Here is a 16,636-nt window from a genome sequence, read left to right as displayed (position 1 = left end):
CCCACCGCCGACCATCGCGCGTGTTGACATGGCGCAACAGTCCCGCCCGGACTACCATCCACGCGTGAACATCAAGACCCATCTGGCCGTCCTCGACGACGAAGCCGACATCACGCAACTATTGGCAACCTACCTCGGCAGCCAGGGCTATCGCATCAGCCAGCTGCATTCCGGCAAGGAACTCATGGAGCTCATGGCGCGCGACGCGCCGGCGCTGGTGCTGCTCGACCTGGGCCTGCCCGGCGAAGACGGCTTCTCGATCGCGCGCGCCTTGCGCGAACACTGGCACTGCGGCCTGGTGATCGTGACCGGACGGGGCGATGCGGTGGACAAGGTGGTCGGCCTGGAAGTGGGCGCGGACGACTACGTGACCAAGCCCTTCGACCTGCGCGAGCTGCTGGCCCGCGTCAAGGCCGTGCTGCGACGGATCACACCGCCTGCCGTGGCGCCCGCCCCGGCACAAACGGCAGCACCCTCGACGCTGCGCTTCGCGCAATGGCAGCTCGACACCGACGCCCGTCGGCTGCTCGATCCGAAGGGAGACGAGGTCGCCCTCACCACCGGCGAGTTCGACTTGCTGACGACGCTGGTCACGCACCCCGGCCGCGTGCTCTCGCGCGACTTCCTGCTCACCGCGACGCGTGGCCGCGACGGCGGGCCTTTCGATCGCACCATCGACGTGCAGATCGGGCGGCTGCGCAAGAAGGTCGAGGCCGATCCCGACAACCCGCAGATCATCAAGTCGGTGCGCGGCGCCGGCTACATCCTGGTGCCGCGGGTCGAGGCGGCTTGATGACCGCGTTGCCGTCGCTGCCGGGCCTGGACGACGGCGCCTTGTTCCGCTCGCTCTTCAGCGCCTATCCGGACGCGCTGCTGCTGGTCGACCTGCAAGGCACGATCCAGCTCGCCAACCCGACGGCGCTCGGCCTGCTCGGCTACACGGTCGACCAGCTCGTCGGCCTGTCGGTCGAGCAGCTCGTGCCGGACGCGATACGCCCGCGCCATGCAGCCTTTCGCAACGCCTACGCCGCGCAACCCGTCGCCCGCCCGATGGGCACGCAGATGGACCTGGTGGCGCGCCGCCGCGACGGCAGCGAGGTGAAGGTCGAGATCGCCCTGAGCCCGCTGCACGACCATGGCCTGCCCTATGTGGTGGCGGCCATCCGCGCCGTCGGCGAGTACCCGCGTGTCAAGCAGGCCCTGCAGCGCGCGCGCTATGCCGAGCACCTGGCCCGCTTCGGACGGCTCGCGGTCGAGGCCCGGGATTCGAGCCAGCTGCTGGAACTGGTGCCGGTCGTCGCTTCGGAAGCGCTGCAGGTCGAGATGGCGAAGGTCCTGCTACTCGAATCGAACGGCGTGGAATTCCGCATTGCCGCCGGCGTCGGCCTGCTGCCGCACGAATCGATCGGGCAGCGCCTGCCCAACACGCCGGGAACGCCCGCAGGGCATGTGATGCGCACGGGCGAGGCGGTGCTGATGCGCAACTACGCCAGCGAAACGCGCTTCACCATTCCCGCCCACTACATCGCGGCGGGCATGGTGTGCGAACTCTCCGTGGCGCTGGGCGACCGTGGCCGCACCATCGGCACGCTGGCGGTCCGCTCCCGCACGCCGCAGCGCTTCGGCGACGACGAGTTGCGTTTCCTCGAATCGCTCTCTAGCATGCTGGCCACCGTGATGCAGCGCTCGGCCAGCGAGGACGCACTCAACCATGCGCAGCGGCTGGAGACGGTCGGCCAGCTCACCGGTGGCGTGGCGCACGACTTCAACAACCTGCTGACCGTCATCTCGGGCAACCTGCAAGTGCTGGAGGAACTGCCCGCCTGCGAGGACGACGAGATGGTCCGGCAGCTGGTCGCGGCCGCGCAGCGCGCCACACGCCGCTGCGCCGAACTCACGAGCAAGCTGCTGGCCTTCTCGCGGCGCCAGGTGCTGCAACCCGTCGCCGTGGACACCCTGGCGCTGCTGGGCTCGCTCACCGACATGCTGCGGCGCACGCTGGACCAGCGCATCACCATCACGCTGCATGCGCAGGCCCTGCTGTGCCTGGCCGACCCGGTGCAGCTGGAGTCGGCGCTGCTCAACATCGCCATCAATGCCCGGGACGCGATGCCCCAGGGCGGCACCATCACCATCGAATGCCGGTCCGCAACCGATCTTCCGGCCCAAGCCGCGGCGGAGCGCGCGACGGGCTCGACCGACGGCTACGTCGCCATCGCCATTTCGGACACGGGACAGGGCATGTCCGAGTCGGTGAAGGAGCGCGCCTTCGAGCCCTTCTTCACGACCAAGGAGGCCGGCCGCGGCACCGGCCTGGGCCTGTCGACGGTCTACGGCTTTGCGCGGCAGTCGCACGGCGCGATCACGCTGGCCAGTGCGCCGGGCGAAGGCACCACCGTCACGCTCTACCTGCCTCGGGTCGCCGAGCACGCGGCTTCGGGCAGCGATGCCGAACCGGCCGCCGGCCAGCACCTGCGGCCAGGGCTGCGCGTGCTGCTGGTCGAGGACGACCCCGAAGTGCGCAAGGTCATGCGGGCCTTCCTCGCCTCGCTGTCCTGCGAAGCGACCGCCTGCGCGAATGCCGAGGATGCGTTGCAGATGCTCGACGCCGGCAAGGCCTTCGACCTGCTGCTGACGGACATCGTGCTGGGCCCGGGCATGCGCGGCACCGAACTGGCCGACCGCGTGCACGCGCACTTGCCGACGCTCCCGGTGCTGTTGATGTCAGGCTATTCCAGCGACCTGCTCGACGAGCCGCACAGCCGCGAACTGCTGCGCAAGCCCTGCACCCGCGCCGAGCTGGCACGCGCCATGGCCCGGGTGCTGGCCAGCCCTCAGTGAAGCGCCGCGGCAGAGGCCGCGTGCGGCGCGCCGAGGTCGCGGATGAAATCCGTCAGCGCCTCGACCTGCGGGATGTGGATGTCGCGCCGGGTCTTCTCGGTGAAGCGGATGACATCGCCACGTGCCAGCTTTGACAGGGCGCGGCTCACCGTTTCCAGCGTCATGCCGAGGTAGTTGCCGATCTCGGCGCGTGTCATCCGCAGCGTGAACTGGTCGGTGCGCAGGCCGCGCTGCTCGAGCGCATCGGCCCAATAACGCAGGAAGCCGGCCACGCGGGCATCGGCCGACAGCGTGCACAGCGACTGCATCGAATCGTGCTCGCGCCGCAGTTCCCGGCTCATGGCGCCGTGCATCGCCGTCAGCAGGGCCGGCGTGCGAACCGCGGCCCGGATCAGCGCGTCGTAGCGGATGGCCCAGACCTCGCCGGTGTCGATGGCGACGGCATCGCAGCCGTACTGGCCGTTGGCGATGCCGTCCAGGCCCATCCAGTCGCCCTTGAAGTGCAGGCTCACCACCTGCTCGCGCCCCTCGCCCGAGAGGTTGACCATCTTGAAGAAGCCGGTGTTGACGACGTAAAGGCAGTTGAACTGCTGGCCGACCTGGTAGACGACGTCGCCGCTGCGCACCACGCGGCGCTGGATCGGCACGCTGTCCTGGAGCAGTTGGAGCATGTCGGCAATGTGGCCGAGACCGGAATTGCCGGACCGGGGGATGCTGGACACTTCGTTCATCGCTGGCTCCTTGCAGGTGGGATGAACGAAAGGTTAGGCAGCGATTGCAACCGGCTCGCGACAGCCAGGAGGCCTTGGGTAACAGTGCGTCAATGCTTTGTGTCCACATTGTGTCTTGCTGCGACGCAAGGCCTGCGGAGGAAGCGTCGCACCAGAGTTTGACGCCGGTCAACATCGGCGGCGCGGCAGCGCCTACCTTCGCGGCTGTGCACTCCATTCCCATCCTCGCAGCCGTCCTGCCGTCCTCGCATCGGCCGCCCGGGGCAGCGCGCATCCTCGAACTCTTCGCGGGCGCCCGCCGGATCCGGGCGGACCTGCGGACCCACCGCCAGCACGCACCGTTGCGCGGCAGGAACCTCGCCCTGCTCATCGATGACCAGCTTGCCGAAAAGCGCGCCCTCCTCCAGCGCGCCGCTACCGAGATTGGCGCTCGCGTCGCGCAGGTTCGCTACCGCCCGCAGACGGGAACACCGCACGCCGACGTCGGCCTCGTGGCCCGGACCCTGGGCCGGATGTACGACGCCATCGACTGCGGCACCCTGCCGGCGGCCACGGTGCACCAGATCGAAGCCGCCGCCGGCGTGCCCGTCTACGAGGGGCTGGGGCTCGACAGCCATCCGCTGCGCCTCCTGGCCGACCTCATGACGCTCCATGAGCATCCCTTGCCGCCGGCTACACCCTTGTCGATCCGGTTCATCGGCGACGCGAGCAGCGGGCAGGGCAAGGCGTTCGTGTCGGCGGCACGCAATATCGGATTCGAGGTGACCGCGGTGCATGCCGCGGCCCCTGCGGCGGCCGATGCCACCTTCGTCATCGAGGCGTACCGCCAGGCGCATTGGCCGATCCGCACCTGCGCCGGCGCCATCGACGACAACCGGCGGACCGAAAACCACTGCAACCTGATCCAGGCCGTCCTGATCGACAGCATCGGCCAAGCGTGACGAGCGGGCGCGGCCTTGACGCGGATCGCATTGACCCTTGATCTGACACAAGACCCGCGCGCACCTTGCTGCCTACATTGAAAGTTCCTTCCCAACCCATCTGGAGATCCTCATGAAGTCCGATGTCCAACTGAGAAACGATGTCCTGTCCGAACTCGCATGGGACCCGGCCGTCAACGTCACCGATGTCGGCGTGATCGTCAAGGATGGCGTGGTCACGCTGACCGGCCATCCCTCGAGCCATGCCGAGAAGTGCGCCATCGAGCATGCGGCACAGCGCGTCGCTGGCGTGCGCGCGGTGGCTGTCGAGATGACCGTCAGGCTGCCGGCGGATTTCAAACGCACCGATGCCGACATTGCCCTGGCTGCGGAACGCGCGCTCGAATGGAGCGTGCTGGTGCCGGAAGGCAAGGTCAAGGTGATGGTCGAGCAAGGCTTCGCCACCCTGACCGGCAAGGTCGAGTGGGAGTACCAGCGTCGCGCATCCGAGGTGGCGGTGCGAGACCTGCTCGGCGTGACCGGCGTGGCCAACCACATCATCGTCAAGCCGAGCGTGACGCCCACGGACATCGCGCTGAAGATCCAGAACGCGCTCGAACGCCAGGCCGACCGCGAGGCACGGCGCATCGAGATCACCGTCGACGGCGCCCACGTCACGCTGCGCGGCACCGTGCACTCATGGGCCGAACGCAATGCGGCGCAAGGTGCGGCCTGGTCCGCGCCCGGCGTGGCCAATGTCGTGAACAACCTGCTGGTCGAGGCATAGCGATGCACGATTCCATGGCCAGCGACAGCAGCGGGCCCTTCGGCACCATGGCCCGCATCGTCGAGCCACTGCTGCCATAGACCCACCCGAACTCAGCCACGCACCCTTTTCCAGGAGCCGATCATGAAGCTGACCACCGCCGAGCGCATTGCACTGGCCACGCAACTCGATGCCATGAAGCGCCAGGCCATCGACGAACTGCGCGGCGCCGCAACTCAGGTCGACGACGGGGCGCCTTCCGTCGTTCAGGAAGTCCACGCGCATGCGGACGACGCCGAGGCCGAGCGCGCGCAGGAAGTGCGCAGCGCCGAGATCGAGATCGATCGCCATCGCCTGCACGACATCGAGGAAGCGGAGCGCCGCCTGGCCTGCGGACGCTTCGGCATTTGCATCGACTGCGGCGAGGAGATCGCGCGCCTGCGCCTGCTCGCGCAGCCGATCGCCATCCGCTGCACCGCGTGCCAGGCGGCGCTGGAGGCCCAGCGCCGGTGAGCATGTCCCGGCGCAAGAGCCAGCGTCTTCAGGTGCGCGACATCCAGAGCGCACACAACGAGGCCGCGTCCGGCCGCATTTCGGTCTCGACGCCAATCGCCATCGCACGCTCCGGCGCATCGAGCGGCTCCTGGAATGCGAACTGCTGCTCCAGAACCGCCGGCCCGGCCTCGGAAGCGTCGAGACCGCCGGCCTGACGCAATGCGAGGCGGCGCCGCAGTTGCGCCGGGCTGGCATGCAGGTCCAGGATCGCAAAGGGCAACTGCAACGAGACCGCCAGCGCGCGGAATGCGGCCCGCTCGGCGTGGCGCAGGAAGGTGGCATCCACGATCACCGGATAGCCCGCCTGCAACGCCAGGCGGGCGCCCTCCGCAAGGCGGGCGAAGGTTCGCCGCGTGGCCTCTGGCGTGTAGATGTCGACCGCGTGATCGGCCGAGTGCGACAGCGCCGACAGGCCGAACACGCGCTTGCGCTCGACATCGGAGCGCAGGCGCACCGCGCCTGCGAGTTCCAGCAACTGCGCCGCCACGGTCGACTTGCCGGAGCCGGACAGGCCATGCGTGATCAGCAGGCGCGGGCGGCGTTCCGCACGACGCACGATGTCTTCCGCGCACAGCAGGTAGTCCTCCACGTCCGGCTTCCCCTCGCCAGACGGACCGCGCAGGCTCGCGACCTGCGCGCGGACCAGGGCCCGGTACACCTCGTAGAAGCGCAGCACCGGCAGGCCTTCATGGTCGCCCGAGTGCTCCAGGTACTTGTCGAGAAAACGGAAGGCCAGGTCGACATGGCCGTGCGCCTTCAGGTCCATCGTGAGGAAGGCGACGTCGCTCATCACGTCGATCCAGCGCAGCGCCGGATCGAACTCGATGCAGTCGAAGGGCTGCAGGCGGCCGTCGAGCCGCACCACGTTCGCCAGATGCAGGTCGCCATGACATTCGCGCACCGCGCCGATTCGCTGGCGCAGCAGCCAGGCCATGCGCAGGCCCGGTACCTTGCCCTCGACCCAGCGCCGCAGTGCCGCGACGCGCGCCGGCCCGCATGCGGCAGCCAGGCTGTCGAGGGCGGCCATGACCCGCTGCTCGATCCCCTCCGGTGCGCCGAAGCCCGATGCCACCGCGGCGACGGGCGCGTCGCGATGAAAGCGCGCAAGTGTGCGCGCGAGGTCGTCGAGTTCCGCGTTCTCCAATTGCCCGGACGCAAGCAGCTCGCCCAGCAGCATTCCGTCGGGGAAGCGCCGCATGCGGACCACGTAGTCGATCGCATTGGCTGCGTTGCCTTCTTCCCCAATGCACGGCGCTTCCGATGTGCCGCACACGGGCCGTACGTCCAGGTACAGGTCCGGGGCGAGGACCCGGTTGAGCCGAAGTTCCTCCTCGCAAAAGTGCCTGCGCGCCGCCAGGGAACTGAAGTCGACGAAAGGCAGGCGGACCGGCTTCTTCAGCTTGAAGGCCAGGGTGGGTGTCAGCAGCACCCAGGAGATGTGGGTCTCGACCAGGCCCACCGCATGACCTGTTTCCAGCTGCAGTTGCAGACGCAAAGCCTGGGCCAGCGAAGGGTCCGCAGCATGCGATGTGGATGCTCGATCAGTCATCCACGCGGACTGTGCCACGCGCCCGGTCGCATTCATTGATTCAACGCAAGGCATCGCCCGCACGCGCGCCCTACATTGAATCGCATGCACACCCGGAGGCAGCCATGAAAAACGTCCTAGTGGTCTTCTACTCCCTCACCGGAACATCCCGCAACGTGGCGAAGCTGCTGTGCGCGCAGCAGAACTGGCCGATGGCGGAGATCACGCCAGTCCATCGCCGAACGGGCGGATGGGGCAACCTGCTCTGTGTCCTGGACTCCATGTTTCACCTGCGACCGGCCATTCGCTACGAGGGGCCGCACCCGGCGGACTTCGATGCCGTCGTGCTCATCTCCCCGATCTGGGTGATGCGCCTGGCCAGCCCCATGCGCAGCTTCCTGTCGGACCGCCGCGGGCGGCTGCCGGAGGTTGCAGTCGTTTCGGTCATGGGCGGCACCGGCTGCCCGGATGCCGCCGAGGAGGTGGGCCGTTGGATCGGCCGGCCGGCCGCATGGAGCACCACCGTCACGGCGCGCGAGGTGGCGGACGGCAGTTGCGCCGAGCGCATGCAGGTGTTCGGCGCTGCGCTTGCCGGCACGCCGGGTTCGCAAGTGATCGCACCGCCGATGCAATTCGCCTGACCACACCGAGGATCCCCGCATGAACAAGCTGATGACCCGATGGCATGCCGACCATGTCCATTTCTCCCGGCTGCTGGACCTGCTGAAGCAGCAGGTCAACGCCTTCCATGAAGACAGCGGTCCCGACTACGACCTCATGCTGGACATCGTCGCGTACCTGCGCGAGTACGGCGACAGCGTCCATCATCCGATGGAGGACATGGCGTTCACGCGCCTGGTCCTGCGCGCGCCCGAGATGCGCATCCCGGTCAACCGGTTGAAGCAGGAGCACCGGGCCATCGCCTTCGCCGGCGAGGAACTGGTGGGACTGCTGAAGGCGATCACCACCGATGGCGTGGTCGCGCGCGCCAGGGTGGAATCCGCCGCCGCGCTCTACCTCGTCTACTACCGCCATCACCTCGCCACCGAGGAGCGCGAGGTCCTCCCGCGTGCGGCACGACTGCTCGACGAGGACGACTGGCAGGCCGTGGCCGAGGCAACGCCCAATCGGTCGGATCCGCTGTTCGGCACGGCGCAAGCGGCCGGGTTCGGGAAGCTCCAGGAGGCGCTCAGCCAGACCGCCTGAGCCCGTGCTCAGAGCGTGCGCGCCTCCAGGTAGTCGGGCACCGTTGCCGGCCAACCGTACCTTTCCTCGAGGGCAAGCCGCAACGCATCGGCTGCCACCGGCTCGCCGTGCGTCACGAAGACGCGCTTCGGCGCGGGCATGCCGCCCGCCCATGCCAGCAACTGCTCGCGATCGGCATGGGCCGAAAGACCGTCGAGGTTCGCGACCTCGGCATGGATCGGCACGTAGGCGCCATGGATCTTGACCGACGGCGCGCCCGCCACCATCGCGGCACCGCGCGTCGCTGCCGCCTGGAAGCCGGCGAAGAGGATGGTGTTGCGCGCATGCGGTGCATAGGCTGCGATGTGGTGCAGCACCCGCCCGCCCGTGGCCATGCCGCTGGCCGAAACGATGATCGACGGCATCGCCAGCGCGTTGAGCCGCTTCGATTCCTCGATGGTGTTGACGAAGGTCACGCCCGCGCTCAGGCTCGCGCATTGCGCGGCGTCCAGGCGCAATTCATCGAGATGGTGCCGGAAGATGCGCGTGGCATCGGTGGCCATGGGGCTGTTGAGATAGACCGGCATCGCGGGAATGCGGCCCGCTCGCTTGAGCAGGTGGATGCCATGCAGCAGCGATTGCGCACGTCCGATGGCAAAGGCCGGAATCACCGTCACGCCACCGCGTGCAGCGGTGCGGTTGATCACGGCCGCCAGCATGCCGAGCGTATCGGCATCGGGGCGCACGCGGTCGCCGTAGGTGGATTCGATCACCAGGTAGTCGGCCGGCGGCGGAGCCTCCGGCGCGCGCATCACCAAGTCGTCGCTGCGGCCCAGGTCGCCCGAGAAGAGGATGCTGCCGCCCTGCCATGCGACCCGTACGCTGGCCGCACCGAGGATGTGGCCGGCCCGCTGCAGGCGCCAGGTCCATCCGGGCCAGGTCGCATGGTCGATGTCGAAATCGACCGCCTCGAAGCGGCGCAACGCTGCGCGCGCATCGTCCTCGCCGTACAGCGGTTGCGCGGGCCTGTGCCGGGAGTGGCCGTGCCGGTTGGCGAAGTCGGCCTCCTCCTCCTGCAACCGGCCCGAATCGGGCAGCAGCAACTCGCACAGCGCGCGCGTCGCCCGGCTGCAGTACACGGGGCCCCGGAAGCCCTGCTTGACGAGCCGCGGGACATGGCCGCTGTGGTCCATGTGCGCGTGCGTGAGCAGCACCGCATCGATGCCCGAGGGGTCGACGGGCAGCGGGTCCCAGTTGCGCAGCCGCAGTTGCTTGAGGCCCTGGAACAGCCCGCAGTCGAGCAGCAGGCGCTTGCCGTCGTGCTCCAGCAAATACTTCGAGCCGGTGACGGTTCCGGTGCCGCCGAGGAACTGGATGCGCATCATGGTCTCCTTGCCTGCCAAAGCGTCTCAGGTCGCGACCGGTCCGGCTTGATCGGCGTCACCGATCGCCGCGCACGGTCTGCATCGAACGCCTGGCGGGCATCGTGCCGCCGCGGGAGAGCACAAGCTTTGATCAAACACAAGACTCCGGCGGCGGAAGGCGCGCAGCATGGCATCTCCCTGGCCACTCATTGAAGGTGCCCCCATGAAAACCAACCTTGGAACCATCGATCGCGCACTGCGCATCATCGTCGGCCTGCTGCTCCTCGCATTGACGGGAAACGGCACGATCGGCTTGTGGGGATGGGTCGGCCTCGTGCCGCTCATCACCGGGCTCGCGGCGGTGTGCCCGGCGTACACCATCTTCGGCCTGAGCACCTGTTCTTCGAAGACGGCCTGAGCGGCCTCAATTGGCGAAGAGTACCGGCAACGTCATCGATCGCAGCATCCGCTCGGTGACGCCGCCCAGCATCCACTCGCGCCAGCGCGAGTGCCCGTAGCCGCCCATCACCAGCAGGTCGGCGTGCATGTCCCGCGCGCTCGACAAGAGGGCTTCGGCGATGTCGCCGTCCACGATCTCGCGCCGGAGCGTCGCGTGCATGCCATGGCGCTCGAACCAGGCGACCTGCTCCGGTGGCAGCAGCGCGTCCTCGTCGTCCGGCTCGCCGGGCTGGCGCAGTGACAGCACCATGACGCGCGGCGTGGTGCCCAGCAGCGGCAGCGCCGCGCGCATCGCCACGGCCGCGGCACGGCCGCCATCCCAGCCGACGAGCACGCTCGTGCCGATGGTGTCGAGGCGGCCGAAGCAAGGCACCGCGAGCACCGGCCGGCCCACTTCCAGCATGACCCGTCCGGTGAGCCCGCGCAGCGCGGCTTCGGGCGGATCGTGCTCGTCCTCCTGGCCCATGACGAGGAGGTCGGCCGTACGGCCATGGGCCACCAGCGCCTCCAGCGCCGGGCGGTCCGTGCGGCGCAGCTCCCAGGCCACGCCGGCCGTCCCGGCCATCTGGTGGCGGAAGGCCTCCGCGACATGGTCGGCCCGGTGGGGCAGCCAGGCGGCGGTGGCTGCGGCGAGGTCCGGCGCATCCCGAGGCACCGCCCCGAAGGGAATGGCGGCTTCGTAGCGCCCCGTCGGGAGCAGCCCGACCAGATGGCCGACATGCACACGCGCAAGCCTGGCCGCAAGGGCAACGCGGGCGCTGCAGCGCTCCGTGTGATCGAGATGCACGAGGATGGTCTTGAGGTTCATGACGAGCCCCTCTCACTCAACGACGGTCGACCGCGACGAAACTGCGCAGCGTTCCTCGCACGACGAGCATGGCGACGACATCGTTGCTGCGCACGGTCGCCAGTGCGCTGTCGAAATCGTCGACGGTGCTCGTCAAGGCATCGTTCACGCCGAGGATCTGGTCGCCGACGTGGATGCCCGCGCGCTGCGCCGCCCCGCTGACCAACGGACGGCGCGCCTTGCGTGCGCCGTGGCGCGCCCGCGGCGCCGATGCCGTCCACTTCATCGTCGCCGGCCTGCCCGACGTTCCACCCCACGTCGACGCCGCTCGCGACCAGCGTCACGACCGATGGCGCTTCGCGCGCGGCGGCCGCCACGAAGTCTCCGACGCGGCCATCGGCTCGCTCAGGGCATGACGCTTCCATGGCGATGGCATGGCCGGCAAGGGTCAAGGCAATGGCAACCGACAGGAAGCGAACCGATTTCATGGACAAATGGTCGCGTCCGCAGGATGCGCCGCCCTTGCGCTCGCGCAAACCATGCGCTCGTTCAGCGGCACCAGTCGCTGATGCCCTGCGCGACGTCCAGCCACAAGGCCTGCAGCGCCAGCAATGCCAGCAGCCCGCCGGCAATGCGTGCGCCCCAGCCTTCACGAGAAGGACCGAGCCTGTTCCCCAACACCTGCAAGGCCCAGGGCGCTGCCACCAGGGATGCACCGCTTCCCAGCGCGAACAGCAGCATCACCATGGCCCCGTCCAGCGCACCGTTGCCAAGGCTGGCCAGCGCGAGCGCCGAGTAGAGCAAGCCGCAGGGCATGAGCACCCACAGCGTGCCCGTGGCCAGCACGCCGAAGGCCGAGCGTGTGTGCGGCCGCACGCGCGAGGCCAGCGCCTTGCCGAAGCGGTGTGCCCAGTTCGGCTGCCGGCCCTGGACGATGAGCGCCAGGCCCCAGGCCAGCGTGGCCGCATGCAGCAGCACCCACAAGGGCTTGAGGGCCGCGACGTGCTCGCCCGCGAGGGCCAGCGACTGTGCCGCCCCGGCGACCAGCGCGCCCGCCATCGCATAGCTCACAGCCCGGCCCGCATGGAACGCAAGGGTCGTGGAGACCGGCGCAACGAGCGGCACGGCTCCTTCCGCGGAAGCACGCGGCGCACGCACCAGCCGGATCACGCCCGCCGCCGGCGCGCCGCACATGGCCACGCAATGCGGCCCGCCGGCCAGCCCCATCAACAATGCCGCGCTCGCCAGGCCGGCCTGCATCACACGACGCGCGAATAGCGCGTGCGGTTGCGATCGGCCTGCAGGTAGCGGTCGAACACCATGGCGATGGCGCGCACGAAGAACCATCCCATCGGCGTGACCTCCAGCGCGTGGTCGCTCAGGCGCACGAGACCGTGGGCGATCAGCGGCCCGAGCGCGGCGAACTCCGGCGCGAAGTGGTCGCGGAAGTCGATGAGATGCGCCTGGCCCATCGCCTCGAAATCGAGCCGGCCCTGGCACATCAGGGCCATGATCACCGCGCGCCGCAGCAGGTCGTCCCGCGTCAGCGCCAGGCCGCGCACCACCGGCAGGCGGTGCTGGTCCAGGTGGTCGTAGTAGTCCGGCAGCGACTTCGCGTTCTGGCTGTAGGTCGCGCCGATGCGCCCGATGGCCGACACGCCCAGCGCCACCAGGTCGCAGTCCGGCTGCGTGCTGTAGCCCTGGAAGTTGCGGTGCAGGCGGCCCTGCCGCTTGGCGACGGCCAGCGCATCCTGCGGCAAGGCGAAGTGGTCCATGCCGATGTGGACATAGCCGGCCGCGCTCAGCACCGCGATCGATCGCGCCAGCATCTGCACCTTGTCCGCCGCGGCCGGAAGCTGCTCGATGTGGATGCGGCGCTGTGCCTTGAAGCGGTCCGGCAGGTGCGCGTAGGCATAGAGCGCGACGCGGTCGGGCCGCAGTTCGCACACCTTCGCCAGCGTGCGCTCGAAGGATTCCACCGTCTGCAGCGGCAGGCCGTGGATGAGGTCGATGTTGACGGACTTGAAGCCCAGCTGCCTTGCCGCGGCCATCAGCTCGAACACCTGCGCCGCGGGCTGGATGCGGTGGATGGCCTTCTGCACCTCGTGGTCGAAGTCCTGCACGCCGAAGCTCAGGCGGTTGAAGCCGAGCACCGCAAGGTTGGCCAGGCGCTCGGCATCGACGGTGCGCGGGTCGATCTCGATGGAGCGCTCGCAATCCGGCGTGAAGTTGAAGGCACCGTGCAGCATCCCCATCAGCTGTGCCAGGTGCGCGTCGTCGAGGAAGGTGGGCGAGCCGCCGCCCAGGTGCAACTGGCTTACCGAGGCCCCGCGCCCGAGTTGCTCCGTCTGCAACTGGATCTCCTTCGCCAGGTAGCCGAGGTACTGCGTGGCCCGCTCGTGATGGCGCGTCACGATCTTGTTGCAGGCGCAGAAGTAGCACAGCGACTCGCAGAAGGGCACATGCACGTAGAGCGACAGCGGCAGCGCGCGGGCGCCGGCACTGCGGCGCTGGCGCAATGCCTGCGCATAGTCCGCCGCATCGAAGGCCTCGACGAAGCGGTCGGCCGTCGGGTAGGAGGTGTAGCGCGGCCCAGCCACGTCGAAGCGCCGCAGCATCGCGACGGAGGGCAGCAAGGGGCCAACGGAAGACTCGGCGGAGGGACAGACGAGGGACATCGGGATGACTCGCACAACGGAAGAGGGAAATTCAATGTGCCCTCGAAGGTCGTCACGCGTGTTGACCTGCGTCAACACCACCCCAGGTAGCACTCAGCAGAATCCGGCGCAAACGACGAATGCTGCCCATGACCATCCCACCTACCATCCAGGTCGCCTGCTCCAACTGCAACCTCCGGGAACTGTGCATGCCCGCGGGCCTGCAGCCCGAAGATCTCCGCCGCATCGACGGCCTGGTCAAGACGCGGCGCAAGCTGCGCCGGCGCGAGACGCTGTTCCACAACGGCGACAAGTTCACCTCGCTCTATGCCATCCGCACCGGCGTCTTCAAGACCCGCGTGGCCAGCGACGACGGCCGCGACCAGGTCACCGGCTTCCAGATGGCCGGCGAGATCATGGGGCTCGACGGCATCGTCAACGCGCGCCACAACTGCGATGCCGTGGCGCTGGAGGACTCGGAGGTTTGCATCATTCCCTTCGAACGCGTAGAGGCCCTGTCGCGCGAGGTGCCGGCACTGCAACGCCACGTGCACCAGGTGATGAGCCGCGAGATCGTGCGCGAGAACGGCGTCCTGCTGCTGCTCGGCAGCATGCGGGCCGAGGAACGCATGGCCGCCTTCCTGCTGAACCTGGTCCAGCGGCTGCATGCGCGCGGCTTCTCGCGCTCGGAGGTGATCCTGCGCATGACGCGCGAGGAGATCGGCAGCTACCTCGGGCTCAAGCTGGAGACCATCAGCCGCACGCTGTCGAAGTTCAGCGAGGACGGCATCGTCGACGTGCAGCAACGCAACCTTCGCATCCTCGATGCGCAGGCCTTGCAACGCATCGTCAATCCGCCCGGGCGTTGAAACGCTCCGGCGGCGCATCGCCCTCGGGCGGCTCCACCGTCAGTGCCACCGCGAGCGCGCAGGCGGCCGCCGACATTACCCAGAACAAGAAGAAGCTGGCGGTGTAGACGGCCTGCCGCGTATAGCCCAGCCCTTCCCTGCCCCAGCGCAAGTCGGACGGATCGACCAGCGCGAACACGACCAGTTCGATCAGGCTCGCCACGAGGAAGGCCGGCCAAAGGATCGCGATCCACCTGCGCGCGCTCACTGCTTTGCGCTCCCATGCGCGGGCACGTCCTCGGCTGGCGTCATCGCATGGTTGCGCCCTTTCTGCGCCGGCAGCAGGCTCTTGTCGGCGAGCGTGCGATTGATCTCGATGCCCTTGCGGTAGTAGTCCTCCTCGACCACGCTGTCGGTGCCGTGCATCGCGATCCACGCGGTGTACAGCCCGGCGACGACCACGGTCGCCGGCAGGCCGACCACCAGCCACATGAGCGGAAAGCGCCACCAGGGCAGCGAAGTCTGGGGGTTGCTGGCTGGCATGGCTTGTCCTTTCTTCATCATCTCGGCACCAGGAAGACTGCCTTCTCCGAGACATGCGCACGGCCATCCGCCGTGCCCACCTCGAAGTGCACCGTGTGCGAGCCCGGTGGTGCCTTGTCGCCCGGCAGTTGCAGCCGCACCGCCACCCAGCGCGACTCGGCCGGTCCGACCTCGGCCTCCGCGGCGGAGGCCACGTGCAAGCCATCCAGTCCGCTGACCGCGATGCGATAGACCTGCGGCGACTCCGTGGCGTTCATGATCTGCAAGCGGTAGACGTTCTCGAACTCGCCACCTTCCACGATGCGCGCGAGCGAGCCCCTGTCGCGCACCACATCCACCTTCAGCGGCATCCGCAGGACGAGGCTCGCCAGCAGGCCGATGCCCAGCGCCACCAGCACGCAGGAATACACCAGCACCCGCGGCCTGAACACGCGCCGCAGGATCTGCGCGGACGACCAGCCCTTGGCCAGCCCGTTTTCGGTCGCATAGCGGATCAAGCCGCGCGGCAGGTTCATGCGGTCCATGACGGTGTTGCAGCCATCGACGCACAGGCCGCAGCCGATGCATTCGTATTGCAGTCCCTGCCGGATGTCGATGCCGGTCGGGCACACCTGCACGCACAGCGAGCAATCGATGCAGTCGCCCAGGCCGAGCTCCCGGCCGTCCTTGCCCTTGGCCCGCACGCCGCGCGGCTCGCCACGGGCGCTGTCATAGCTCACGATCAAGGTATCGCGGTCGAACATCGCGCTCTGGAACCGGGCATAAGGGCACATGTACTTGCAGACCTGCTCGCGCATGAAGCCAGCGTTGCCATAGGTCGCCAGGCCGTAGAAGATGACCCAGAACACCTCCCACGAATCCATGCGCGTTTGCAGGAACTCCATGCCCAGCTCGCGGATCGGCGTGAAGTAGCCGACGAAGGTGAAGCCGGTCCACATCGCAATGATCAGCCAGACGAGGTGCTTGAACCACTTCTTCACCAGCTTCTCGAGCGAGAAGGGTTCGCCATCGAGGCGCATGCGCGCGATGCGATTGCCCTCGATCTTCTGCTCGATCCACATGAAGATCTCCGTGTAGACCGTCTGCGGGCAGGTGTAGCCGCACCACAGCCGGCCCGCCACGGCCGTGAACAGGAACAGCGCCATCGCCGACAGCACCAGCAGCCCGGCCAGGTAGATCAGGTCCTGCGGATAGAGCACCAGACCGAAGATGTAGAAGCGCCGCGCCGCCAGGTCGAACAGCAGCGTCTGGCGCCCGCCCCATTGCGTCCACGGCATGACGTAGAAGAAAAGCTGGGTCGCGAACACCATCGCCCAGCGCCAGCGCGCGAACCTGCCGCGCACGCTGCGCGGATAGATCTTCTTCGACGCCTCGTACAGCGCGGTCGACTCCGCCGCCGCGGGGGCAATCGGAATGATCTTGCGGGACTCCGCGTCGCGAGACATGACAGGA

General features: G+C 68.4%; 19 protein-coding genes. 9 read left to right on the top strand and 10 right to left on the bottom strand.

Going from position 1 to position 16,636, the window contains the following annotated elements:
• Positions 1-64: 64 nt before the first annotated feature.
• Positions 65-793 carry a response regulator gene (locus tag WKW79_RS20080; protein ID WP_340336955.1) on the top strand — a complete coding sequence of 243 codons (729 nt, stop codon included), beginning with the start codon at positions 65-67 and terminating at the stop codon, positions 791-793.
• Positions 793-2,841: an ATP-binding protein gene (locus WKW79_RS20075; protein ID WP_340336954.1), complete on the top strand. Its 2,049-nt coding sequence runs from the start codon at positions 793-795 to the stop codon at positions 2,839-2,841. Before WKW79_RS20080 ends, WKW79_RS20075 begins: the two co-directional genes overlap by 1 nt.
• Here the strand turns inward: WKW79_RS20075 and WKW79_RS20070 are convergent.
• Complete coding sequence (locus WKW79_RS20070; RefSeq protein ID WP_340336953.1) at positions 2,835-3,572, bottom strand: Crp/Fnr family transcriptional regulator; 738 nt, start codon at positions 3,570-3,572, stop codon at positions 2,835-2,837. The two genes, WKW79_RS20075 and WKW79_RS20070, sit on opposite strands and share 7 nt — an antisense overlap.
• A 158-nt stretch (positions 3,573-3,730) precedes the next feature.
• On the opposite strand from WKW79_RS20070, the gene WKW79_RS20065 reads away from it, so the two are divergent.
• From WKW79_RS20065 to WKW79_RS20055, 3 genes are all read left to right on the top strand, one after another.
• Positions 3,731-4,513 carry a Rossmann-fold NAD(P)-binding domain-containing protein gene (locus WKW79_RS20065; RefSeq protein WP_340336952.1) on the top strand — a complete coding sequence of 261 codons (783 nt, stop codon included), beginning with the start codon at positions 3,731-3,733 and terminating at the stop codon, positions 4,511-4,513.
• A gap of 112 nt (positions 4,514-4,625) precedes the next feature.
• Positions 4,626-5,279 (top strand): BON domain-containing protein, encoded by a 654-nt coding sequence (locus WKW79_RS20060; protein ID WP_340336951.1) that lies wholly within the window; start codon positions 4,626-4,628, stop codon positions 5,277-5,279.
• A gap of 123 nt (positions 5,280-5,402) precedes the next feature.
• Positions 5,403-5,771, top strand: a complete 369-nt coding sequence (locus WKW79_RS20055; protein ID WP_340336950.1) for a TraR/DksA family transcriptional regulator — start codon at positions 5,403-5,405, stop codon at positions 5,769-5,771.
• Between the two features lie 28 nt (positions 5,772-5,799).
• Here WKW79_RS20055 and WKW79_RS20050 read toward each other — a convergent pair whose 3' ends face one another.
• On the bottom strand, positions 5,800-7,362 hold the full coding sequence (locus WKW79_RS20050; RefSeq protein WP_340336949.1) for a bifunctional aminoglycoside phosphotransferase/ATP-binding protein: 1,563 nt from the start codon (positions 7,360-7,362) through the stop codon (positions 5,800-5,802).
• A 104-nt stretch (positions 7,363-7,466) separates the two neighbouring features.
• On the opposite strand from WKW79_RS20050, the gene WKW79_RS20045 reads away from it, so the two are divergent.
• On the top strand, positions 7,467-7,982 hold the full coding sequence (locus tag WKW79_RS20045; RefSeq protein WP_340336948.1) for a flavodoxin family protein: 516 nt from the start codon (positions 7,467-7,469) through the stop codon (positions 7,980-7,982).
• 19 nt (positions 7,983-8,001) lie between these two features.
• Positions 8,002-8,547, top strand: coding sequence for a hemerythrin domain-containing protein (locus WKW79_RS20040; protein ID WP_340336947.1), 546 nt, complete (start codon positions 8,002-8,004; stop codon positions 8,545-8,547).
• An 8-nt stretch (positions 8,548-8,555) separates the two neighbouring features.
• Here WKW79_RS20040 and WKW79_RS20035 read toward each other — a convergent pair whose 3' ends face one another.
• Positions 8,556-9,908: an MBL fold metallo-hydrolase RNA specificity domain-containing protein gene (locus tag WKW79_RS20035; protein WP_340337049.1), complete on the bottom strand. Its 1,353-nt coding sequence runs from the start codon at positions 9,906-9,908 to the stop codon at positions 8,556-8,558.
• A gap of 205 nt (positions 9,909-10,113) precedes the next feature.
• Between WKW79_RS20035 and WKW79_RS20030 the strand changes: the two genes are divergently transcribed.
• On the top strand, positions 10,114-10,308 hold the full coding sequence (locus WKW79_RS20030; protein ID WP_340336946.1) for a YgaP family membrane protein: 195 nt from the start codon (positions 10,114-10,116) through the stop codon (positions 10,306-10,308).
• A 6-nt stretch (positions 10,309-10,314) separates the two neighbouring features.
• On the opposite strand, the gene WKW79_RS20025 is transcribed toward WKW79_RS20030, so the two are convergent.
• The 4 genes from WKW79_RS20025 to hemN form a co-directional block, all read right to left on the bottom strand.
• Positions 10,315-11,157, bottom strand: a complete 843-nt coding sequence (locus tag WKW79_RS20025; RefSeq protein ID WP_340336945.1) for a universal stress protein — start codon at positions 11,155-11,157, stop codon at positions 10,315-10,317.
• A gap of 16 nt (positions 11,158-11,173) precedes the next feature.
• A complete protein-coding gene (locus WKW79_RS37065) occupies positions 11,174-11,422 on the bottom strand; it encodes a PDZ domain-containing protein (RefSeq protein WP_422823928.1) in 249 nt (82 codons plus the stop codon).
• A gap of 263 nt (positions 11,423-11,685) precedes the next feature.
• Positions 11,686-12,396 carry a sulfite exporter TauE/SafE family protein gene (locus tag WKW79_RS20015; RefSeq protein ID WP_340336943.1) on the bottom strand — a complete coding sequence of 237 codons (711 nt, stop codon included), beginning with the start codon at positions 12,394-12,396 and terminating at the stop codon, positions 11,686-11,688.
• Complete coding sequence (hemN, locus tag WKW79_RS20010; RefSeq protein ID WP_340336942.1) at positions 12,396-13,814, bottom strand: oxygen-independent coproporphyrinogen III oxidase; 1,419 nt, start codon at positions 13,812-13,814, stop codon at positions 12,396-12,398. Before hemN ends, WKW79_RS20015 begins: the two co-directional genes overlap by 1 nt.
• Before the next feature lie 128 nt (positions 13,815-13,942).
• On the opposite strand from hemN, the gene fnr reads away from it, so the two are divergent.
• Positions 13,943-14,662, top strand: a complete 720-nt coding sequence (gene fnr, locus WKW79_RS20005) for a fumarate/nitrate reduction transcriptional regulator Fnr (RefSeq protein ID WP_340336941.1) — start codon at positions 13,943-13,945, stop codon at positions 14,660-14,662.
• Here fnr and WKW79_RS20000 read toward each other — a convergent pair.
• Genes WKW79_RS20000 through ccoG form a run of 3 tightly spaced genes read right to left on the bottom strand, consistent with a single transcriptional unit; the run spans position 14,643 to position 16,629 of the window.
• A complete protein-coding gene (locus WKW79_RS20000) occupies positions 14,643-14,909 on the bottom strand; it encodes a hypothetical protein (RefSeq protein WP_340336940.1) in 267 nt (88 codons plus the stop codon). The two genes, fnr and WKW79_RS20000, sit on opposite strands and share 20 nt — an antisense overlap.
• A complete protein-coding gene (locus WKW79_RS19995; RefSeq protein ID WP_340336939.1) occupies positions 14,906-15,184 on the bottom strand; it encodes a FixH family protein in 279 nt (92 codons plus the stop codon). The genes WKW79_RS20000 and WKW79_RS19995 overlap by 4 nt, the downstream gene beginning before the upstream one ends.
• Positions 15,185-15,201: 17 nt before the next feature.
• Complete coding sequence (ccoG, locus tag WKW79_RS19990) at positions 15,202-16,629, bottom strand: cytochrome c oxidase accessory protein CcoG (RefSeq protein WP_340336938.1); 1,428 nt, start codon at positions 16,627-16,629, stop codon at positions 15,202-15,204.
• Positions 16,630-16,636 lie beyond the last annotated feature (7 nt).

It is taken from the genome of Variovorax robiniae (genome assembly GCF_037889955.1).
Classification (GTDB): Bacteria; Pseudomonadota; Gammaproteobacteria; order Burkholderiales; family Burkholderiaceae_C; genus Variovorax; species Variovorax robiniae.
This window is presented reverse-complemented; position numbering and strand designations above follow the sequence as displayed.